General features: G+C 56.3%; 20 protein-coding genes and 1 other RNA gene. 5 read left to right on the top strand and 16 right to left on the bottom strand.

Annotated elements, in window-relative coordinates; all coding sequences use genetic code 11:
• Positions 1 to 85: 85 nt before the first annotated feature.
• Complete coding sequence (gene ygfZ, locus E0E17_RS03465) at positions 86 to 1,072, top strand: tRNA-modifying protein YgfZ (protein WP_130831552.1); 987 nt, start codon at positions 86 to 88, stop codon at positions 1,070 to 1,072.
• A gap of 33 nt (positions 1,073 to 1,105) precedes the next feature.
• Here the strand turns inward: ygfZ and trhA are convergent, their stop codons facing one another.
• The 9 genes from trhA to E0E17_RS03510 form a co-directional block, all read right to left on the bottom strand.
• Complete coding sequence (trhA, locus tag E0E17_RS03470) at positions 1,106 to 1,756, bottom strand: PAQR family membrane homeostasis protein TrhA (protein WP_130831554.1); 651 nt, start codon at positions 1,754 to 1,756, stop codon at positions 1,106 to 1,108.
• A 270-nt stretch (positions 1,757 to 2,026) separates the two neighbouring features.
• Positions 2,027 to 2,770: an SDR family oxidoreductase gene (locus E0E17_RS03475; RefSeq protein WP_130831556.1), complete on the bottom strand. Its 744-nt coding sequence runs from the start codon at positions 2,768 to 2,770 to the stop codon at positions 2,027 to 2,029.
• A gap of 63 nt (positions 2,771 to 2,833) precedes the next feature.
• Positions 2,834 to 5,707 (bottom strand): aminomethyl-transferring glycine dehydrogenase, encoded by a 2,874-nt coding sequence (gene gcvP / locus E0E17_RS03480; RefSeq protein WP_130831558.1) that lies wholly within the window; start codon positions 5,705 to 5,707, stop codon positions 2,834 to 2,836.
• Between the two features lie 109 nt (positions 5,708 to 5,816).
• Positions 5,817 to 6,203: a glycine cleavage system protein GcvH gene (gcvH, locus tag E0E17_RS03485; RefSeq protein ID WP_130831565.1), complete on the bottom strand. Its 387-nt coding sequence runs from the start codon at positions 6,201 to 6,203 to the stop codon at positions 5,817 to 5,819.
• 20 nt (positions 6,204 to 6,223) lie between these two features.
• On the bottom strand, positions 6,224 to 7,321 hold the full coding sequence (gene gcvT / locus E0E17_RS03490; protein ID WP_130831567.1) for a glycine cleavage system aminomethyltransferase GcvT: 1,098 nt from the start codon (positions 7,319 to 7,321) through the stop codon (positions 6,224 to 6,226).
• A 455-nt stretch (positions 7,322 to 7,776) separates the two neighbouring features.
• Positions 7,777 to 8,982, bottom strand: a complete 1,206-nt coding sequence (ubiI, locus tag E0E17_RS03495) for an FAD-dependent 2-octaprenylphenol hydroxylase (protein WP_130831569.1) — start codon at positions 8,980 to 8,982, stop codon at positions 7,777 to 7,779.
• Positions 8,983 to 8,996: 14 nt separating this feature from the next.
• The gene (gene ubiH / locus E0E17_RS03500) at positions 8,997 to 10,175 is read right to left on the bottom strand and encodes a 2-octaprenyl-6-methoxyphenyl hydroxylase (protein WP_130831572.1); all 1,179 of its coding nucleotides are present in this window, start codon (positions 10,173 to 10,175) and stop codon (positions 8,997 to 8,999) included.
• Positions 10,172 to 11,494, bottom strand: a complete 1,323-nt coding sequence (pepP, locus tag E0E17_RS03505) for a Xaa-Pro aminopeptidase (protein WP_130831574.1) — start codon at positions 11,492 to 11,494, stop codon at positions 10,172 to 10,174. Before pepP ends, ubiH begins: the two co-directional genes overlap by 4 nt.
• 61 nt (positions 11,495 to 11,555) lie before the next feature.
• The gene (locus tag E0E17_RS03510; RefSeq protein ID WP_165446199.1) at positions 11,556 to 12,134 is read right to left on the bottom strand and encodes a YecA/YgfB family protein; all 579 of its coding nucleotides are present in this window, start codon (positions 12,132 to 12,134) and stop codon (positions 11,556 to 11,558) included.
• A 170-nt stretch (positions 12,135 to 12,304) separates the two neighbouring features.
• Here E0E17_RS03510 and zapA point away from each other — a divergent pair, with 170 nt between their 5' ends.
• The 3 genes from zapA to E0E17_RS03525 all read left to right on the top strand — a co-directional run bounded on the left by zapA (position 12,305) and on the right by E0E17_RS03525 (position 13,512).
• Entirely contained in the window at positions 12,305 to 12,634 is a 330-nt protein-coding gene (gene zapA / locus E0E17_RS03515; protein WP_130831578.1) for a cell division protein ZapA, read from the top strand.
• Positions 12,635 to 12,673: 39 nt separating this feature from the next.
• Positions 12,674 to 12,857: non-coding RNA, 6S RNA (gene ssrS, locus E0E17_RS03520), on the top strand.
• A gap of 64 nt (positions 12,858 to 12,921) precedes the next feature.
• Positions 12,922 to 13,512, top strand: coding sequence for a 5-formyltetrahydrofolate cyclo-ligase (locus E0E17_RS03525; protein WP_130831580.1), 591 nt, complete (start codon positions 12,922 to 12,924; stop codon positions 13,510 to 13,512).
• A gap of 89 nt (positions 13,513 to 13,601) precedes the next feature.
• Here E0E17_RS03525 and serA read toward each other — a convergent pair whose 3' ends face one another.
• Positions 13,602 to 14,840 carry a phosphoglycerate dehydrogenase gene (serA, locus tag E0E17_RS03530; protein ID WP_130831582.1) on the bottom strand — a complete coding sequence of 413 codons (1,239 nt, stop codon included), beginning with the start codon at positions 14,838 to 14,840 and terminating at the stop codon, positions 13,602 to 13,604.
• A 278-nt stretch (positions 14,841 to 15,118) separates the two neighbouring features.
• Positions 15,119 to 15,778: a ribose-5-phosphate isomerase RpiA gene (rpiA, locus tag E0E17_RS03535; RefSeq protein WP_130831584.1), complete on the bottom strand. Its 660-nt coding sequence runs from the start codon at positions 15,776 to 15,778 to the stop codon at positions 15,119 to 15,121.
• A gap of 198 nt (positions 15,779 to 15,976) precedes the next feature.
• Here rpiA and E0E17_RS03540 point away from each other — a divergent pair, with 198 nt between their 5' ends.
• Complete coding sequence (locus tag E0E17_RS03540) at positions 15,977 to 16,882, top strand: LysR family transcriptional regulator ArgP (protein WP_130831586.1); 906 nt, start codon at positions 15,977 to 15,979, stop codon at positions 16,880 to 16,882.
• 42 nt (positions 16,883 to 16,924) lie between these two features.
• Here E0E17_RS03540 and E0E17_RS03545 read toward each other — a convergent pair whose 3' ends face one another.
• The 5 genes from E0E17_RS03545 to pgk form a co-directional block, all read right to left on the bottom strand.
• Positions 16,925 to 17,653: an oxidative stress defense protein gene (locus tag E0E17_RS03545; protein WP_130835456.1), complete on the bottom strand. Its 729-nt coding sequence runs from the start codon at positions 17,651 to 17,653 to the stop codon at positions 16,925 to 16,927.
• Between the two features lie 182 nt (positions 17,654 to 17,835).
• Positions 17,836 to 18,459 (bottom strand): arginine exporter ArgO, encoded by a 624-nt coding sequence (gene argO, locus E0E17_RS03550; RefSeq protein ID WP_130831588.1) that lies wholly within the window; start codon positions 18,457 to 18,459, stop codon positions 17,836 to 17,838.
• A 146-nt stretch (positions 18,460 to 18,605) separates the two neighbouring features.
• Positions 18,606 to 19,490: a small-conductance mechanosensitive channel MscS gene (mscS, locus tag E0E17_RS03555; RefSeq protein ID WP_130831590.1), complete on the bottom strand. Its 885-nt coding sequence runs from the start codon at positions 19,488 to 19,490 to the stop codon at positions 18,606 to 18,608.
• A gap of 190 nt (positions 19,491 to 19,680) precedes the next feature.
• Complete coding sequence (gene fbaA / locus E0E17_RS03560; protein WP_130831592.1) at positions 19,681 to 20,760, bottom strand: class II fructose-bisphosphate aldolase; 1,080 nt, start codon at positions 20,758 to 20,760, stop codon at positions 19,681 to 19,683.
• Positions 20,761 to 20,861: 101 nt separating this feature from the next.
• Positions 20,862 to 22,025: a phosphoglycerate kinase gene (pgk, locus tag E0E17_RS03565; RefSeq protein ID WP_130831594.1), complete on the bottom strand. Its 1,164-nt coding sequence runs from the start codon at positions 22,023 to 22,025 to the stop codon at positions 20,862 to 20,864.
• Between the last annotated feature and the right edge of the window lie 23 nt (positions 22,026 to 22,048).

Genomic DNA, 22,048 nt, shown 5'->3' on the forward strand with positions numbered 1-22,048 from the left:
CTTCCGTAAACAGGTTGCAAAGCCGCACTGCTCTTTTAACATTGGTAGCATTGTTTCGCATGAACCTCTTAATCAGGATACCTCCATGCCTATTTTTACATTACCGCCACGTCAGCCAGCCGCTTCTGCCCGCCTGCCGTTAACGCTGATCTCGCTTGATGAGTGGGCGCTGGTCAGGGTACAGGGTGCCGACAGCCTCAGCTACCTGCAGGGACAGCTTACCCTTGACGTATCTGCGCTGACGGCGACCCGGCATCTGCCCGCAGCCCATTGTGATGCCAAAGGCAAAATGTGGAGCAACCTGCGCCTGTTCCATCGCGGTGAAGGTTTTGCTTACCTGGTGCGTCGCAGCGTACGCGACAGTCAGCTGGCCGAGCTGAAAAAGTACGCAGTATTTTCCAAAGTGACCTTTACCGCTGATGATGATGCAGTGCTGCTTGGCGTTGCCGGTTTTCAGGCGCGCGCGGCATTGACCAGTCTGTTTACCACCCTGCCGGACAGTGACACCCCGGTGGTGCAGCAGGGCGAAACGACCCTGCTGTGGTTTGATCAGCCCGCCGAGCGCTTTCTGCTGGTCACCACTGCTGAGCAGGCGCAGGCACTGCAGCAAAAACTGGCAGGGGATGCCCAGCTGAATGACAGCACCCAGTGGCTGGCACTGGATATTGAAGCGGGTCTGCCGGTTATCGACAGCGCCACCAGCGCCCAGTTTATTCCGCAGGCCACTAACCTGCAGGCGCTGAACGCCATCAGCTTTAAAAAAGGCTGCTACAGCGGTCAGGAGATGGTAGCGCGCGCCAAATACCGGGGTGCCAACAAGCGCGCCCTGTGGTGGCTGGCGGGCAAAGCTACACGCCTGCCTGCCGTTAACGACTCTCTGGAGCTGCAGATGGGGGAAAGATGGCGGCGTACCGGCACCGTGCTGGCGGCCGTTCAGCTGGATGATGGCGCTGTCTGGGTGCAGGCGGTGCTGAATAACGATCTGGAGCCGGACAGCGTGCTGCGTGTGGAAGGCGATGAAGGCAGCACACTGACTATTCAGCCGCTGCCTTATACGCTGGACGAGGCGTAATGTCATCACGGGCCGCAGCGGCGGCCCGTTGTTTTACACATAGAAGTAGATAGCGCAGAAGTGACAGGCGCTGCCGCCCAGCACAAATCCATGCCAGATAGCGTGGTTATAAGGAATACGGCGCGCCACATAGAAAATCACCCCGAGCGAATAGATGATCCCTCCGGCTGACAGCAGCCAGATTCCCCCTGCTTCGAGTTTCAGCGCCAGCTGGTAGATCACAATCAGCGACAACCAGCCCATAGTGAGATAGGTAGCCAGTGACAACACTTTAAAGCGGTGCGCGATGGTCAGTTTAAAAATAATGCCCAGCAGCGCCATGCTCCAGACAACGACCATCAGGCCGTGCGCCAGCGGCGACTTTAATCCCACCAACAGAAAAGGAGTATAGGTGCCGGCAATCAGTAAGTAGATGGCGCAATGGTCAAATTTTTTCAGCCAGCGTTTGGCTTTCTGTTGGGGAATGGCGTGATAAAGCGTTGAGGCGAGAAACAGCAGAATCATGCTGCCGCCGTAAAGGCTGTAGCTGGTGATGGCCAGCGCGTCGGCGCGCATTTCTACTGCCTGCGTCAGCAGCAGCACCAGGCCGACGATACCAAACAGGCAACCAAGACCATGGCTGATACTGTTTGCAATCTCCTCTGCCAGGCAGTAGCCCTGGGTAATGATACGATGCTGTGACATAGGTGGGTTCCTGCAAATCATGGCGGGGGATTGTGTTTTTTCTGTACACCAGAGTAGCGAATAACGGTTTCAGTGTACACTTGTACGCCAGGAGAAAAGCGTAAATCGTTGTCAACATCACAGGCTGCCCTGGCTTTGCGTCTCTGCTTCCCTTGCGCTGCAGCGTCACCGCTAATGCAGATAAAACCACGGCAGCAGCCCGCACAAAGCAAACGCGCTTTGGCAGGCGCTCGCCAGTCATGGCCCCTCAGATCGCCGGAGAGGCGCGGCTCAGCGTCCTCCGGCCAGATCGATAAAGCTGCCGGTCACGTAGGAGGCGGCATCGCTGGCTAACCAGACGATCGCCTCCGCGACCTCTTCCGCCTGGCCGCCGCGCCCCATCGGTATCGAGCTGGCCAGACGGTCAACGCGATCGGGCTCGCCGCCATCGGCGTGCATGTCGGTATAGATACAACCGGGCCGCACGCTGTTGACGCGAATGCCGTGTGAGGCCACTTCCAGCGACAGACCTTTGGTCAGGCTGTCCATTGCGCCCTTGGAGGCCGCATAATCCACATACTCGCCCGGCGCTCCTGTACGCGCCGCAGCGGATGAGACGTTAACAATAGCACCGCCGCTTCCACCGTGCTGCGTCCCCATGCGCCTGACCGCCTCGCGACAGCAAAGAAAGGTTCCGGTGACGTTGGTGGCAAATACCCGGCTGATACGCGCCGCGTCCAGCTGCTCTACCCTGCACTGCTGAAACAGGATGCCCGCATTGTTAACCAGCACCGCCAGCGCCGCGGGCTGCTGATCGAGCTGCTGAAACATCGCAATAACCTGCTGCTCATCGGCGATGTCCGCCTGTATGGCGAGCGCCTTGCCGCCGCTGCGCTGGATAGTTTCTACTACCTGCTGCGCCTCTTCTGCACGCTGGCGGTAGTTCACCGCCACCAGATAACCCTTTTCCGCCAGTTTTAAGGCTGTCGCGCGCCCGATGCCGCGGCTGCCGCCGGTAACCAGTGCCAGTTTCATGCTGTTTCTCCTGTAAAAAAGGGCCAGCAAGCGGCCCCTGAAATATCAATGCAAACGGAATGCTTACTGATAGTCGCTGATCGGCACGCAGGAACAAAAGAGGTTGCGATCGCCAAACACATCATCCAGACGTTTTACCGTCGGCCAGTATTTATTGTCACAGCCCGCCGGGAACACTGCCAGCTCACGGCTGTAAGGATGCGTCCACTCGCCCACCAGTTCGCGCTGAGTATGAGGCGCATTGACCAGCGGGTTGTCATCCGCAGGCCACACGCCGTCAGCGACGCGATCGATCTCCATGCGGATCGACAGCATGGCATCAATAAAGCGATCCAGCTCGATCTTGCTCTCCGATTCGGTCGGCTCCACCATCAGCGTCCCGGCCACCGGGAACGACATGGTGGGTGCATGGAAGCCATAGTCGATCAGACGCTTAGCGATATCCAGCTCGCTGATGCCGCACTGCTCTTTCAGCGGACGAATATCCAGAATACATTCGTGCGCCACGCGCCCGTCACGTCCTGAATAGAGGATGGGATAGGCGGACTGCAGACGGCGGGCGATATAGTTGGCGTTCAGAATTGCCACCGAACTCGCCTGTTTCAACCCTTCGGCGCCCATCATGCGGATATACATCCAGCTGATCGGCAGGATAGAGGCGCTGCCAAAAGGCGCGGCGGAGACAGCACCCTGCTGCGTCAGTACCCCATCAATCTGGACAACGCTGTGCCCTGGTACGAAAGGCGCCAGATGCGCTTTCACGCCAATCGGTCCCATACCCGGACCGCCGCCGCCGTGCGGGATACAGAAAGTTTTATGCAGGTTCAGATGCGAAACATCCGCTCCGATATAGCCTGGCGTGGTAATGCCCACCTGAGCATTCATGTTCGCGCCATCAAGGTAAACCTGGCCGCCGAACTGATGCACGATCTGGCATACCTCACGAATAGTCTCTTCATACACGCCGTGCGTAGAGGGATAGGTCACCATGATGCAGGAGAGTTGTTCGCCTGCCTGCGCCGCTTTCTCACGCAGATCGTGCAGGTCGATGTTCCCCTGTTTGTCACAGGCCACCACCACCACGCTCATGCCCGCCATCTGGGCCGACGCCGGGTTAGTGCCGTGCGCCGAACTGGGGATCAGACAGATATGACGCTGACCTTCGTTGCGGCTCTCATGGTAGCGGCGAATCGCCAGCAGTCCGGCATACTCGCCCTGGGCACCGGAGTTTGGCTGCATACAGAGCGCATCATAGCCGGTCAGCTGCACCAGCCATTGCGAAAGCTGGGCGATCATCTGCAGATAGCCGGTCGCCTGCTCTGCCGGACAGAACGGGTGCAGTTCCGCGAACTCCGGCCAGGTGATGGGGATCATCTCAGCGGCCGCGTTCAGCTTCATGGTGCAGGAGCCGAGCGGGATCATCGCCTGATTCAGCGCCAGATCTTTTTTCTCCAGGCTGTGCATGTAACGCATCATCTCTGTTTCGCTGTGATGACGGTTAAATACCGGATGGGTCAGGATGGGCGTGCTGCGCTGCAGGCTGGCCGGAATAGAGTCGCTGCCAGCAGCGACCCGGGCATCCAGATTGTCGATATCCAGCCCATGCTCATCTCCCAGCAGGATAGCGAACAGCGCCGCAACATCGTCGCGTCCGGTGGTTTCATCCAGCGTGATACCAACCGCCTGGTGAATGTCGCTGCGCAGGTTAACCCCGAAACTCAGCGCCCGGTTCAGCACCGCTGCTTTATCGGCAACTTCAACGGTCAGCGTATCGAACCAGCAGTTATGGCGCAGCTTCAGACCACCCTGCTGCAGGCCAGCGGCCAGGATGTCGGTAAGGCGGTGAATGCGCGAAGCGATGCGCTTCAGGCCCCGCGGGCCATGGAACACAGCATAGAGACCGGCGATGTTCGCCAGCAGCACCTGCGAGGTACAGATATTGGAGTTGGCCTTTTCGCGGCGGATATGCTGCTCACGGGTTTGCATCGCCATACGCAGCGCAGTATTGCCTGCGGCATCGCGGGAAACGCCGATAATGCGGCCCGGCATGGAGCGACGATGCTCATCGCGGCTGGCAAAGAAGGCGGCATGCGGGCCGCCGTAGCCCATCGGCACGCCGAAACGCTGCGCCGAGCCGAAAACGATATCAGCCCCCTGCTTGCCCGGCGCTTCCAGCAGCAGCAGCGACATAAAATCTGCGGCCACACTGACGATCACCTTACGGCTCTTGAGTTGCGCAATCAGGTCGCGGTAATCATGCACTTCACCGGTGGTTCCTACCTGCTGCAGCAGTACGCCGAAAAGATCATCGTGATCGCACGCTTTGTCAGCACGATCGATGATCAGGTCAAAGCCAAAGGTTTCGGCACGGGTGCGCACCACGTCGAGGGTTTGTGGATGAATATCCTCGGCGATAAAAAATTTGTTGGCGTTTTTCAGCTTACTGACGCGCTTCGCCATCGCCATCGCTTCTGCCGCCGCCGTGGCTTCATCCAGCAGCGAGGCGGAGGCAACATCCAGACCGGTCAAATCCAGCGTCACCTGCTGGAAATTCAGCAATGCCTCAAGACGCCCCTGCGAAACTTCCGGCTGATAAGGGGTATAGGCGGTATACCAGCCGGGATTTTCCAGCATGTTGCGCAGGATCACCGGCGGAGTAATGACCGCGCTGTAGCCCATGCCGATCCAGGATTTGTAACGCTGGTTCTGGCTGGCTATCGCCTTGAGTTCCGCCAGCGCCTGCTGTTCGGTAACAGCTTCACCAATAGCAGGCGGGCTCGGTAACTGAATATCCGCAGGCACAACGGAGCCAATAAGCGCCTCCAGCGAGCTGGCACCAATGGTTTCCAGCATACTGACCTGTTGTTCAGGCGAAGGGCCGATATGGCGCTCGATAAATGCACCGTTGTGTTCAAGCTGGCTGAGAGTCTGGGTCATTAGCAGTAAATCCTGAATCGGGCTGGGTAAGAAAAAGCTGCACACATGCCGGGCAGTGCGGTGCGTTCGGGAACGCAACGCTCCCGAAACACACCGCTCAGCACGTCGGTTACTCGTCGATCGACGCTTTGTAAGCGTCCGCATCCAGCAATGCTTCAAGTTCCGATGCGTCGCTGGCGCTGATTCTGAACAGCCAGCCATCGGTGTAAGGATCGCTGTTCACCAGTTCTGGCGCATCGCCCAGCGCCTCGTTTACCGCAACAATTTCACCGCTGAGGGGGGCATAGATGTCAGAGGCAGCTTTTACCGATTCAGCTACCGCACACTCTTCACCGGCAGCAAAAGTGGTGCCGGGTTCCGGCAGATCCACAAACACCATGTCACCCAGTAGTTCCTGCGCATGTTCGGTGATGCCGACGGTGTAAGTGCCGTCTTCTTCTTTACGCACCCACTCATGGCTTTCACGGTATTTCAATTCATTAGGCACATTGCTCATCGCCATTTCTCCTGAAAAAATTACTGCGCGACCGGTTTGCCGGCGCGAACGAATACGGGTTTGGTGACCTGAACCGCGACTTCGCGATTGCGAATTTCAACAATGGCATGATCGCCAATGCCCGCCGGCACGCGTGCCAGCGCAATACTGTAACCCAGCGTGGGGGAGAAGGATCCACTGGTAATGATCCCCTGCCGCATTTGCCCCTGAGCATCGGTAAAGCGCACCGGCAGGCCGTTGCGCAATACGCCTTTTTCTTTCATCACCAGGCCAACCAGCTTTTCCGTGCCTGCTGCGCGTTGCGCTTCCAGCGCGTCACGACCGATGAAGTCGCGATCCGTCGGCTCCCGGCTGATGGTCCAACCCATGTTAGCCGCCAGCGGTGACACTTTTTCGTCCATCTCCTGACCATACAGATTCATGCCCGCTTCCAGGCGCAGCGTATCACGCGCGCCCAGGCCTGCAGGCTTCACGCCTGCAGCCAGCAGCTGTTGCCAGAAATCCGCCGCTTCCGCAGCTGGCAGCGCGATTTCATAGCCCGCTTCCCCGGTATAGCCGGTGGTGGCGATAAACAGATTACCCGTCTGAACGCCAAAAAACGGCTTCATACCAGCTACCGCCTGCTGCTGCTCAGCACTGAACAGCGTCTGCGCTTTCTGCTGCGCGTTGGGACCCTGCACCGCAATCAAAGCCAGATCGTCACGCTCCTGAAGGGTGACGTCATAAGCCTGCGCATGTTCACCGATCCATTGCAGATCCTTCTCACGCGTGGCGGAGTTAACCACCACGCGGAAGAAGTCTTCGGTCATAAAGTAAACAATCAAATCATCGATGACGCCACCCGAGGCGTTAAGCATGCCGCTGTAGAGGGCTTTGCCAGGCTGGGTCAGTTTGGCAACATCGTTAGCCAGCAGGTAACGCAGAAATTCACGCGTGCGCGCACCCTGCAGATCGACAATCGTCATATGGGAAACATCGAACATGCCCGCGTCATTACGTACCGCGTGATGTTCATCCAGCTGAGAGCCATAATGCAGCGGCATCATCCAGCCGTGGAAGTCCACCATACGGGCGCCGCAGGCTTGATGCTGGGCAAACAAAGGCGTTTGTTGAGTCATAACCATCCTGTGCAAAAACAAGTGAGTTAAAGCGGCCTTTTACCGGCTCCGGAAACCGACGCAAACGTTCTCTTTACTATGACGTTATCACCGAACCAGCGAATTAACCATAAGCAAAACCGGGGGAAAGAATTATCTCAGGCCGGGCGAGCGCCGCAAAGGATGCAGGATAATTCACTGCTTTTTTGTGATTTATTGCACATAAAAAAGAGTGTCTGGCCGGTTAAGTAGCAAATTAGTCAAGTCTCAGGCTAAGAGGGAAAAAAATAACCGGGGGAAAAATCACATACGCATGAGAAATATTAATGCGAATAAGAAGGTAAAATTAGAATAAATCAAACGAGGCGCAAAAAGCGTGCGTCACTGCCCTTTTCTGGTGCAGCAGCGGTTTCAGGAATGTTTACGGGAAAAGAAAGAGAGCGCTCTGGCCGGTAGGTTTCCCGGCCAGAAAAAGGTTACTGGCGTAACCAGGCAGGCAGATCGTTGAGTCCCATGGCTTGTTTCAGCAGCATCGGCTTCACGCCAGGCAACGTGTCTGCCAGTTTCAGGCCGACATCGCGCAGCAATTTTTTCGCCGGGTTATTGCCGGCAAACAATTCGCGAAAGCCCTGCATGCCAGCCAGCATCATGGCCGCGCTCTGTTTACGGCTGCGTTCATAACGGCGCAGATAGAGGTGCTGGCCGATATCTTTCCCCTGCTGATGCAGACGCCGGATTTCGCCAATCAGTTCGGCGGCATCCATAAAGCCGAGATTGGCACCCTGGCCTGCCAGCGGATGAATGGTATGCGCCGCATCCCCCACCAGCGCCAGCCGGTGGGCAGCAAAGTTACGGGCGTAGCGCGCCACCAACGGGAATATTTTCCGTTCGCTTTCCAGATGACAAAGCCCTAAACGCATATCAAAAGCCACCGAGAGTTGTTGGTTAAACAACGCTTCAGGCATGGCTTCCAGCCGACTCGCCTCCTGCGGCAAAAGCGACCAGACGATAGAGCAGAGATGCGGATCCTGCATGGGCAAAAACGCCAGGATGCCATCACCGTGGAACACCTGACGAGCGATGGCATCGTGCGGCACATCGGTACGCACATTGGCGACCAGCGCATGATGATCATAATCCCAGAAAGTGAGCGGAATATCTGCCTGATGACGCAGCCAGGAGTTGGCGCCGTCAGCGGCCACCAGCAGGCGTGCGCTCATCATATTGCCGTCCTGCAAAGTGACAAAAGCTTCGTTATCACCAAAGGCGACCTGCTGAATCTGCGCCGGTGCCAGCAAGGTTACATCGCTACAGGCGTTGGCTCGTTGCCATAGCGCGCTATGAATAACGGGGTTTTCAATAATATGGCCGAGATGCGTCAGCCCCTGCTGCTCGTCATCAAAAGCGATGCTGCCGAAACTATCCTGATCCCACACTTCCATGCCGTGATAGCTGCTGGCACGTAGCGAGAGAATCATCGACCAGACATCCAGCTTTTGCAGTAGCCTTTCGCTGGCCGCATTGATTGCTGAGACGCGAATCGATGCGGGTGCGGCAGCATCAAACTGAGGCTCCGCCGCTTTCTCCAGCACCGCGACGCGCAAACCACTGCCCTGCAGCCCACAGGCTACCGCCAGCCCGGTCATTCCACCGCCAGCGATCACTACATCAAAACTTTGCATCTGAGCCTCTTGTTTTAACGCCTGACCCACCCGAGAGTGCGTTCAGCCAGTTGATTTCGCAGCCACGGCTGATTATCCATCGCCATCAGCCCAAGATTTCGTCCCACCGCCAGCGGGGCATAGCTGTTGGCAAACAGCCGTACCAGGCCATCCGTGATGCCAATGGTCGCCTCCCTGTCGGGCTGACGCCGCTGTTGATAGTGCTGCAGAACCGGATAGCTGCCTACATCCTGCTGATGACGATGGGCGGCGGCCAGAGTCTCTGCCAGCGACATCACATCGCGCAGACCGAGATTGAACCCCTGTCCCGCAATAGGATGCAGCGTCTGGGCCGCATTGCCCACCAGCGCCAGCCGGTGCGATACGATCTGTGTCGCTATCTGCAATGCCAGCGGATAATATTCGCGCTGACCTGCATGGGTAAATTCTCCTAAACGCCAGCCAAAGGCACGTTGTAACTCGCTCAGGAACTGCGCTTCGCTCCAGCGCTCTACCTCAGCACGCGCCGCCAGAGGATGGCACCAGACCAGCGACAGGCGATGATCGGACATCGGCAGCAGGGCCAGCGGACCGTTGCGGGTAAAGCGCTCAAAGGCGCGTCCCTGATGCGGCAACCGGGTAGAGACGTTAGCGATTACCGCCAGCTGCTGATAGTCGTCACGCTGCCACTGCATGCCGCAGGAGGCGGCCAGCGAGGAGCGCGAGCCATCGGCCGCCACCAGCAACGCCGCTTCCAGCTGTTCGCCGCTGTCCAGCGTCACCTGCACCTTATCCTGCTCACGCACCACCGTCATGACGCGTGCCGGACAGCGCAAAGTCACACCCGGCGCGCTTTTCAGCCGGTTAAACAGACGCTGCCCGACATCAAACAGTTCAACCACATTGCCCAGCGCGTTCAGTCCGTAATCACGCGCCGCTATGGAGACAAAACCGGCATGCCCGCGATCGCTGACATGGATATCCGTTATGGGTGTAGCGCAGCTTTCCAGCGCGGGCCAGAGGTTGATCGCCGCCAGTTGCTGACAGGTCCCGGCCGCCAGCGCGATGGCCCGGCTGTCATAGCCCGGATGCGCACGGCTGGCCGGCTCGCGGCTTTCAATCAGCGTTACCGCCAGCTTCCCCTGCGATAAGTGAGAGAGCGCCAGCGCCAGGGTTGCGCCAGTCATGCCGCCGCCCGCAATGATAATGCTCATGAGTTTCGTGCTGCCGCCATCAGCGCTTCGATCGCCTCTGCATCTTTGACCACGCTGTCCGTCAGGTTCTCGTTACCGGTTTCAGTGATCAGAATGTCATCTTCAATACGGATCCCGATGCCCCGATACTCGGCGGGCACATCCGCATCCGGCGCGATATAGAGGCCCGGTTCCACAGTGAGTACCATGCCCGGTTCCAGTATACGATCCCGGCTCGGCGTACCGTAATGACCTACATCATGAACATCGAGTCCCAGCCAGTGACCCAGGCCATGCATATAGAACTGACGATGGGCCTCTTCGGCGATCAAGGTGTCCACCTCGCCCTGCAGAATGCCCAGTTCCACCAGACCACTCACCATGATACGCACCACTTCATCGTTCACGGCGCGAATGCTGATGCCGGGGCGGAACAGCGCCAGCGCTTTGTAGAGCGACGCCAGCACGATGTCATAAATGGCCCGCTGCGGCGTGCTGAATTTGCCGTTCACCGGAAAGGTGCGTGTAATATCGCCCGCGTAGCCATGAAATTCGCAGCCCGCGTCGATCAGCACTAAATCTCCGTCGCGCAGTTCGCTCTCGTTTTCCGTGTAATGCAGAATGCAGCCGTTTTCACCGGAGCCCACGATGGTGTTGTAGGCGGGAAAACGCGCGCCGTGACGGTTAAATTCATGATGAATTTCCCCTTCCAGCTGATACTCAAACATGCCGGGCCGACAGAGCCGCATCGCCCGGGTATGCGCCAGCGCACTGATGCGGCCCGCGCGCCGTAAAAGGTCGATCTCTTCCGGCCCTTTAAACAGACGCATCTCATGCACCCAGGGACGCCAGTCGGTCAGGGTATCGGGTGCGCTCAGATTCTGGCGGAAGCCATGACGCAAACGCTCCAGCGCGCTGAAGACCAGCGTATCCGCCTCGGCAAACAGCCCCTGCGCATGATAAATCACATCCAGGCCGTTCAGGAGCTGATAAAGCTGCTCAGCAATGTCATCCCAGGGCAAAGCGCGATCGACACCCAGCTTCGCCGGTGCCGCTTCCTGACCCAGGCGGCGGCCAAACCAGATCTCTGCCGTCAGGTCGCGCACGCGATTAAACAACACGCTGTGGTTGTGATGCTCGTCGCTTTTGATCAGCACTAACAGCGCCTGCGGCTCATTGAAACCGGTGAAGTACCAAAAATCACTGTTCTGGCGAAACGGATATTCCGTATCGTTGCTGCGCGTCACTTCCGGCGCGGCGAAGATCAGCGCCGCACTTCCGGGAGCCATACGCGCTAACAGCGCCTGGCGACGTTGCTGGAAGGTATCCAGTGTGATCATGTTGCTCACTCCCTGTTAAAGAAGGCATCTCAGTGCCCCTGCAATGATAGACGCGCTCCCCTTAGTGTAACGTGGGTTTCCTGACTTCGGGAGCGGCAGGCTGCGACGGGGTGAAAGTGTCATGGCAGAGCAAGGCTGCAACGCGTACATACTCAATAACTTCTTCCAGCGACTGCTCAAGCTCTTCCTGATCCTCATCTTCGTCATAACCCAGCTGGGCAATCGTACGCAGATCGTCAATCGCTTCCCCGGTTTCGCCGGTGACTTTGTCGAGCTTCGGCTGCGTGACGCCGAGGCCAAGCAGAAAATGATTTACCCAGCCCGCCAGGGCATCCGCGCGATCAAAGACCGTGATGTCTTCATCGTCCGGCAGCATCAGCTGGAACATAAATCCTTCATCTTCCAGCGTCGTCATAATATTTTCATGCAGCGCCTGCAGCGGCTGCGCCAGGCTCTGCGAAAACGCCAGGCCTTCGTTGGTCAGATCATGCACCAGACGGGTCCAGCTGTGATCCTGATTTCCGCCACAGATGATTCCGCTGAGCAAGCCATGCATCTCTGCTGGCGTCATTCCAACACCCTGCTGTGAGAGCGCCGAAGCCAGCACGTTGTAGTCGGGGGTTGCGTTCTGTAAAGACATAAGCATTCATCATCGTTGGCAGAATAAGTTCGTGTTATGCTACCACCAGGTGCCTCAAGGTTTCCAGAAAAGGGGTTGTAAGTTATTACGCTGGTCGATATAGTTGCCCGCCTCCCGAACCTTTGGCTGATAAGGGCGATGCGGGCGCAGGAATAAGTCAGGAAGGTGGCATGTCTGCACAACCGGTAGATATACAAATTTTTGGTCGTTCATTAAGAGTAAATTGTCCGCCTGAACAGCAGGATGCGCTGAATGCGGCGGCAGAAGATCTTAATCAACGGTTGCAAGATTTAAAAGTTCGCACTAGAGTCACAAATACAGAACAACTGGTGTTCATCGCCGCGTTAAACATCTGCCACGAACTGGCGCAAGAGAAAGTGAAAACGCGCGATTATGCTGCTAACATGGAACAACGTATCCGTATCCTGCAGCAGACCATTGAACAGGCATTAGTCGAACAAGGTCGTATTACTGAACGCCAGGGTCCGAAGTTTGAATAACGCTTTATGGTTACTGTGCTAAAGTAACGGTGAAGCAAATTTTCTCTGAGATGTTTGCAAGTGGGCCAGTCCCCTGAGCCGATATTTCAAACAAACAGAGTGTGACGCTCCGTAACCTGTGAGCATGCTCGGTTCGTCCGAGAAGCCTGATGGTTGCGACGGCATACTCACCTTGAACCAAGGGTTCAAGGGTTACAGCCTACGGCGGCATCTCGGAGATCTCCCCTTTCGTTTGTTTTTCTGCATGATATAGTCCCTGCTCTGAGCAGGCTCCTTACGGGGATATCATGACACTTCCCTCTTTACCTGAACGCCACGAGATTCGTCAGCACGTCCGCCATTTACGCCGGGCACTGAGTGCTACACAACAGGAACAGGCCGCCGATCTGCTGGCCGAACATGCTGTCAATTTCGCCCCCATCTCAGCTGCAGAAAACATTGCGCTGTTTCTGTCTGTGGATGGCGAACTCAATACCCGGCCGCTTATTGCCAAACTCTGGCAGCAGAAAAAACGCGTCTTTTTGCCGATTCTGCACCCTTTTTCGCCGGGAAACCTGCTTTTTATACGCTATACCCCGGATACCGTGCTGACGCCGAATAAACTGCGTATTCCCGAACCGCCACTGGATATCCGGCATCTGGCGACCCTTGACGATCTGGACGTGATGATGGTGCCGCTGGTGGCGTTTGACTGTGAAGGACAGCGTCTGGGCATGGGAGGCGGGTTTTATGACCGCACTTTGCAGCACTGGCAGCAGCATGATTTTCTGCCGGTAGGAGTGGCGCATGACTGTCAGCTAGTGGATAAGCTGCCTGTCGCAGCCTGGGATGTGCCGTTACCTGCGGTAATGACGCCCTCAAAGCTATGGCAATGGTAAGAAGTTGGCGGTTGGAGAGCGGGAGAGCAAATCGCTCTCCCGTCTGATGCGCGCCCTGACAAGCTTCTGCGGTCAGGCGCGCATCGCGGTCAGTACAGCAAACGTGCGCGGATAGTGCCCGGGATGGCCTTCATCAGCTGCAGCGCTTTATTGGCCACATCCTGCTCAGCATCAATATCGATAACCACATAGCCCATATAAGGGGAAGTCTGCAGATACTGCGCAGCGATGTTAATGCCCTGCTCGGCAAAAATCTGGTTGATAGCGGTCAGAATGCCCGGGCGGTTTTCATGAATATGCAGCAGACGGCTGGCGCTGGCTGCATGCATGGGCAGCGACACTTCCGGGAAGTTCACGGCAGACAGCGTTGAGCCGTTATCCGAATATTTCACCAGCTTGCCGGAGACTTCCAGGCCGATGTTTTCCTGCGCTTCCTGGGTAGATCCCCCGATATGCGGCGTCAGGATAACGTTATCGAATTCACACAGCGGCGACATGAAAGGATCGCTGTTGGTAGCAGGCTCAACCGGGAAGACGTCAATGGCCGCCCCCGCCAGATGTTTGTTAGCCAGCACATCGCACAGCGCAGGAATATCGACCACGGTGCCGCGTGAGGCGTTAATCAGCAGCGATCCCGGCTTCATCAGCGCCAGTTCTTCGGCACCAATCATATTCTGCGTAGAGGCGGTTTCCGGCACGTGCAGGCTGACCACATCACTCATGTTCAACAGGTCGGAAAGATGACGCACCTGGGTGGCGTTACCCAGCGGCAACTTGTTTTCGATATCGTAAAAGTAAACGTGCATCCCGAGGCTTTCTGCCAGCACGCCCAGCTGCATTCCGATATGGCCGTAACCAATGATGCCCAGTTTTTTACCGCGCGCTTCAAAGGATCCCTGGGCATTTTTATTCCAGATACCGCGGTGGGCTTTGGCGTTCGCTTCCGGGATACCGCGCAGCATCAGCAGCATTTCGCCGATCACCAGCTCCGCCACAGAGCGGGTGTTGGAAAACGGCGCGTTAAATACCGGAATGCCACGTTTCGCCGCCGCATTGAGATCCACCTGGTTGGTACCAATACAGAAACAGCCAATCGCGACCAGCTTCTCAGCAACAGCCAACACCTCTTCGGTGAGATGGGTACGGGAGCGGATACCAATAAAGTGCGCATCACGGATCGACGCTTTTAACGTCTCCGTATCCAGCGCACCCTTGTGGAATTCGATATTGGTGTAACCTGCCGCGTGCAGGTTATCCAGCGCGCTCTGATGGACACCTTCCACCAGCAGGAACTTAATCTTTTCTTTTTCCAGTGATACCTTTGCCATTTCCCGACCCTATTCAGAATTCAACGAGGGCTGCCATAAGGCAGTCTTCTGTCAAAATATCAAAAATTACGCGCGCATCAATACAAACGATTGCCCGCTTGTCAGCACGGGCCCGCTGTCAGGCTGTGCATTCCCCTACAAAATCGGGATATGCGCAGCGCAAAAAGAACGATCTGGTAGCGGACGACAGTTATGTGACATAAGTCACTGAATTTCGCCCCGACAAGAAAAGCAGGTTTATCAGAGAAATCACGGGCGTCCTGAGGACGCCAGCGAGATCATTTCTCAATAGTTTTCACCCCGTCCGCCGTGCCGATCAACGCGATATCGGCGCCGCGCGCAGCAAACAGGCCAACAGTCACCACGCCGGGCAAGGCATTGATGCTTTTCTCCAGCGCGACAGGGTCAAGAATACGCAGATTATGCACGTCGAGAATGATATTGCCGTTGTCGGTAACCACATTCTGACGATACTCCGGCAGGCCGCCGAGTTTAACCAGCTCACGGGCGACGTAGGCACGCGCCATCGGGATAACTTCGACCGGTAACGGGAAACGCCCCAGCACATCCACTTCTTTGCTGGCATCGGCGATACAGATAAATTTCCCGGCCACGGCCGCCACGATTTTTTCCCGCGTTAAGGCCGCGCCGCCGCCCTTGATCATCTGCATCTGCGGATTGATCTCATCGGCCCCGTCCACGTAGATCGCCAGCGAGTCGATCTCATTCAGATCGAAAACCGGAATGCCGAGGCTTTTCAGCTTCAGCGTCGAGGCTTCCGAACTTGAAACGGCACCTTCAATTTGCTGCTTCATGGTGGCTAACGCATCGATAAAATGCGCGGCGGTGGAGCCGGTGCCAACGCCCACCACGGTGCCTGGCTGCACATATTTCAGTGCGGCCCAGCCAACGGCTTTTTTCAGTTCATCCTGGGTCATGGTATGTTTACAACCTGTGCTGCGACGGAATGCGCGTAGTATAAAGCAAGGCTTTGGCAAAAAGCGCGTGTGTTAATTGCGGTTTCGCTGCTTTGGAAGCCAGCCCACAAAACAAACGCACCATTGCCCATCCCGTTTTCTGGCATGCGGGGCTGAGGGTAAGGGCAACCTGATGTCCTCTGAGGAGAGTAAGAAAGAATGAAACGCCCGGACTATCGCACGCTTCAGGCGCTGGATGCCGTGATCCGTGAACGCGGTTTTGAACGTGCCGCCCAGAAGCTCTGTATCACGCAGTCGGCGGTCTCTCAGCGTATTAAGCAGCTGGAAAACCTGTTCGGCCAGCCGTTGCTGGTGCGCACCGTGCCGCCGCGTCCAACCGAGCAGGGACAGAAGCTGCTGGCGCTGTTGCATCAGGTGGAGTTACTGGAAGAGGAGTGGCTGGGCGATGAAAACGGCGGGACGACGCCGCTCCTGCTGTCGCTGGCGGTGAACGCCGACAGTCTCGCAACCTGGCTGCTGCCCGCGCTGAAAGATGTGCTGGCCGACTCACCGGTGCGTCTGAATCTGCAGGTCGAGGATGAAACCCGTACCCAGGAGCGCTTGCGGCGCGGTGAGGTTGTCGGCGCGGTGAGTATTCAGCCGCAACCGCTGCCCAGCTGTCTGGTGGATCAACTGGGGGCGCTGGATTACCTGTTTGTGGCGTCACGCGAATTCGCCGACCGCTATTTCCCCAACGGCGTAACGCGTTCTGCCCTGCTGAAAGCGCCTGCCGTGGCGTTTGACCATCTGGATGATATGCATCAGGCGTTTTTGCAGCAGAACTTTGACCTCTCCCCAGGCAGCGTCCCCTGTCATATCGTTAACTCATCAGAAGCCTTTGTGCAGATGGCGCGTCAGGGCTCGACCTGCTGTATGATCCCGCATCTGCAGATTGAGCGCGAGCTGGCGAGTGGGGAGCTGATCGACTTAACGCCGGGGCTTTATCAGCGCCGTATGCTCTACTGGCACCGTTTTGCGCCAGAGAGCCGGCTGATGCGTCGTGTAACCGATGCGCTGCTGGCACATGGGCATCGCGTGCTGCGTCAGGATACGCTGGCGGCCTGAGGAACAGGTTGCCAGCCGCTGCTGGCTGGCAACCCTACGTTTTTACGGCGTGTTGGGTTTGATTTCAAACACCACATCCACCTGATCGTCGAAGTGAATGCTTTGCTGCTCATAGGTTTGTTGCGCTGAGGTCTCTGCCGCTGCACCTGCAGCTTTATACATGCGCGCCATCGGCATCGGCTGATAGTTAGCGACGTGGTAACGAATGCTGTACACCGGTCCCAGTGAGGCATTAAAACCTGCCGCCAGCGCGGAAGCCTGTTTGGTGGCATTATCCATCGCCGCTTTGCGCGCCTGCTCCTTGTACTGATCCGGATTCGTCACGCCCAGCTCCACGGCGCGGATCTCGTTCAGCCCCGATTTTAATGCGCCATCCAGTAGTTCATTAAGCTTATCCAGCTGGCGTAACGTTACCTGCACCTGACGCACCGCACGATAGCCTTTCAGAACCGATTTGCCCTCTTTAGTGTAATCGTATTCTGGCTGAGTGCTCAGATTGGCAGCATCAATATCTTTCTTCTCAATGCCATTTTTCTGCAGAAAATCAAAATATTGCGCTACACGATCGTCAGCCTGCTTCTTGGCATCCGCCGCATCTTTTGACGAGACGTTGACCATAATGGATAAAGTCGCAATATCGGGGCGGGCATCAACCGTCGCCTGACCAGAGGTCACAACGTGCGGGCCATTGGGCACCTCACCTGCCTGTGCAGCGCAAGAAAACGCGCCTATGCCCATCATTGCAGCCAGCGCCAGCGGTTTCATCATCAGGTAAGTCCTCCTTGAAAATTTAAATTCAGCGGCTGCCACTATGACGAAGCCTGGAACAGATTACTATGCGTGTAGCTCTGAGTGTTGATTCTGGCAAAAGTTCGCTGAATTTTCCGCACAACCGGCGTTTCACCACTGACCAGGCGCATCCTGCCAGCCCGGTCAGCAGGAAACCAGCATCATCAGTGAAAACCGGAAATGCCCTGCCACGCCAGCTGCAACGCAATAAACCACATCACCGCCCCCACCAGCAGGTTAATGAGGCGCTGCGCTTTACGCGTGCGTAACAGGGGCGAGAGCCAGGCGGCGAGCAGCGCCAGCCCGTAAAACCAGATCAGCGAGGCGCTGACTGATCCGAGCGCAAACCAGGGGCGTGCTTCTTGCGTCATCTGGCCACCCAGGCTGCCGAGCACCACAAAGGTATCGAGATAAACGTGGGGATTGAGCCAGGTAACTGCCATCATGGTAGCGACAATACGCCAGCGTCCCTGTTTCATATCTTCAGCGGCCGCCAGATCGATATTACCGCTGAACGCCGTACGCAGCGCGCCCCAGCCGTACCAGAGCAGGAATGCGACACCCGCCCAGGTGATCAGCATCAGCAGCAACGGCGACTGACTCAGCAGCGCGCTGCCGCCGAAGATACCGGCACAAATCAGCAGGATATCGCTGAGCGTACAGAGCGAGGCGGTCATCAGATGGTACTGCCGCCTGACGCCCTGATTCATCACGAAGGCGTTTTGTGGTCCCAGCGGCAGGATAAGCGCCGCGCCAAGGGCAAGCCCTTGTAAATAAACAGATAACACTGGTTAACCCTCAGCATTGATTGAACAGGCTAAGTGTAACGGAGGGGGATCATAAGCGGAAATGGGAAAAACTAATTGGTCATTAGCAAGCTTGATGATGGGAAGCATAAAACAGGGCGGAAAAGTCCGCCCTGGCTGTCACCCTGTTACTCTGGTTGTGCGATTTTTGGCGCGTCGTTGTCGGGCTGTTTGACCTGATGCAGATGCACATCCATCTGGGGATAAGGAATGCCGATGCCGCGCGCATCCAGCGCCCGCTTGAAGTTTTTCAGCAGATCCCAGTACACATCCTGCAGGACGCTGCTTTGACTCCAGCAGCGCACCACAAAGTTCAGTGAGGAGGCGCCCAGTTCATTCAGGCCAATCTGCACGCCCCGGTCCTGCAGAACACGCGGGTCAGCATCCACCACTTCACGCAGCAGCTGAATAACCTCATCGACATCCGCCTCATACGCGACGCCGACGATAAACTCATTACGACGCACCGGTTCACGCGAGAAGTTAACAATATTACCGGCGATAATTTTACCGTTCGGCACAATGACGATTTTGCCATCACCGGTTTTCAGCGTGGTAGAGAAAATCTGCACGCTCTGCACGGTGCCCATCACACCGCCCAGATCAACAAACTCACCGGCGCGGAATGGACGGAAAGTGACCAGCAGCACGCCAGCGGCGAGGTTGGAAAGCGAGCCCTGCAGGGCCAGGCCCACCGCCAGACCGGCGGCACCCAGTACCGCGATCACCGACGCCGTCTGCACCCCGACGCGGCCCAGCGCCGCAATCAGCGTAAAGCCAATAATACCGTAGCGCACCAGCGCCGAGAGAAAATCGGCGACGGTAGCATCGATATGCCGCGTCACCAGCAGACGGTTTATCCCGTTAGAAACGGCGCGCGCCGCTATCATCCCGATAATAATAATCGCAATGGCTGCCACAATATTCACGGCATAGCTGAGCAGCAGCGCCTGATTACGCACCAGCCAGTTACCGGCATTATTGATCCCATCAACCACGTTTAAATCTTCCATTCGTTAACCCTGTGTTGTTTTACCCAAGGAAAAGGACCCGGCATCGTCCGGGAAGTTCCAACAAATGCTCAGAGAAGGTTAAGACAGAATGTGGAAGAATGCTATTAACAACCTCGAATGTGCTGGCTTTTCCCGGAAAAACCGCATAAAAAAAGGCCCCGCAGGGCCTTTAGCATGCTGTAACAAAAAATTACAGTACGTCGATAGCGTTCAGTTCCTTAAACGCCTGCTCCAGACGCGTCACCATGGACGACTGAGCAGAACGCAGCCAGACGCGCGGATCGTAGTATTTTTTGTTCGGTTTATCATCGCCTTCCGGGTTACCCAGCTGTGCCTGCAGGTAGCCTTCGTTCTTTTTGTAATACTGCAGGATACCGTCCCAGGTTGCCCACTGGGTATCGGTATCGATGTTCATTTTCACTACGCCGTAACCGATAGATTCTTCGATCTCGGCAGCAGATGAGCCGGAACCGCCATGGAACACGAAGTCCAGAGCGTTATGCGGCAGGCCATGTTTTTTGCTGACATATTCCTGAGAGTTTTTCAGGATTACCGGAGTCAGCTTCACGTTACCTGGCTTATACACGCCGTGAACGTTACCAAAGGAAGCAGCGATGGTGAAACGATGGCTGATAGCGCTCAGTTTGGTATACGCGTAATCCACATCTTCCGGCTGAGTGTAGAGGGCTGAACTGTCAACGTCAGAGTTGTCCACGCCATCTTCTTCACCACCGGTGACGCCCAGTTCAATTTCCAGCGTCATGTTGATTTTGGACATGCGCTCCAGGTATTTAGCGCACAGTTCGATGTTCTCTTCCAGCGACTCTTCAGAGAGGTCGATCATGTGTGAAGAGAACAGCGGTTTACCAGTTTTCTGGAAGTGTGCTTCACCGGCTTCCAGCAAGCCATCGATCCACGGCAGCAATTTTTTCGCACAGTGGTCAGTGTGCAGGATCACCGGCACGCCATACTGCTCAGCCATCAGATGAACGTGCTGCGCGCCAGAAATCGCGCCGAAAATGGCTGCGCCCTGCGGCTTGTCAGTTTTGAAGCCTTTACCAGCGATAAAGGAAGCGCCACCGTTGGAGAACTGTACGATGACTGGCGCTTTGGCTTTTGCGGCCGCTTCCAGCACGGCGTTGATGGAATCAGTACCAACGCAGTTAACTGCTGGCAGGGCGAATTTGTTCTCTTTCGCCACTTTGAAGACTTTCTGTACATCATCACCGGTTACAACGCCGGGTTTTACGAAATCGAAAATTTTAGACATGATTGAGTCCTGTTTGTCCTGTTTCGTTGGCCGCATAACGGATTCAACGCCCTTCACCGGGCAATTTTTCAGGCGACACGCTGCGCGTCGCCCTCAAAAGATTACTGTTTGGCACGCTCTTCCAGCATCGCTACCGCGGGCAGTTTTTTGCCTTCCACGAACTCCAGGAATGCACCGCCACCGGTGGAGATGTAAGAGATTTTATCTTCAATGCCAAACAGGTCGATTGCGGCCAGCGTGTCGCCGCCGCCCGCTACGGAAAAGGCGTCGCTGTCAGCAATCGCGTTGGCGATAATTTCAGTACCCTTACGGAAATTCGGGAACTCAAACACGCCAACCGGACCGTTCCAGAGGATGGTTTTTGCTTCTTTCAGCAGTTTCGCCATCGCCTGTGCGGTTTCATCACCGAAGTCCATAATTTCTTCGTTATCCGCTACTTCGGAAGCTTTTTTCACCGTAGCTGGCGCAGTTTCAGAGAATTCCGTGCCGACACGCGAATCCACCGGAACCGGAATACCGTACTCGTCACGCAGTTTTTTCGCGGCTTCGACAAAGTCCGGCTCATAAAGAGATTTACCGACGTTGTTGTCGATAGCCACAAAGGTATTGGCGATGCCGCCGCCAACAATCACGGTGTCGGCGATTTTCACCAGCGACTGCAGCACGTCAAATTTGGTTGAAACTTTGGAGCCGCCAACCACCGCCACCAGCGGACGTTCCGGGTTGCTCATCACTTTGCCCAGCGCTTCCAGCTCAGCGGAAAGCAGCGGACCGGCACAGGCGATCGGCGCAAACTTGCCAACACCATGGGTAGAGGCCTGCGCGCGATGCGCAGTACCGAACGCGTCCATTACAAACACGTCGCACAGCGCAGCATATTTCTTCGCGAGGGTTTCATCGTCTTTTTTCTCGCCCTTATTGAAGCGGACGTTCTCCAGCACCACCAGCTCGCCAGCATTCACATCAACGCCGTCGAGATAATCTTTTGCCAGCGTCACGTTAGTGCCGTTCAGCTTCTCTTTCAGGTAGTTAACCACCGGCAGCAGAGAGAACTCTTCGTTATATTCACCTTCAGTGGGACGACCCAGGTGGGAGGTAACCATCACTTTCGCGCCCTGTTTTAACGCCGCTTCGATGGTAGGCAGAGAAGCACGAATACGTGCGTCTGACGTCACTTTCCCTTCTTTCACTGGCACGTTGAGATCGGCGCGGATCAAAACACGTTTACCAGCTAGATCCAGATCGGTCATCTTAATTGCAGACATGGTGAACCCTCTCGTTGATTCTC

Origin of the sequence: [Erwinia] mediterraneensis, assembly GCF_900604315.1 — a bacterium.
GTDB lineage: Bacteria > Pseudomonadota > Gammaproteobacteria > Enterobacterales > Enterobacteriaceae > Pantoea > Pantoea mediterraneensis_A.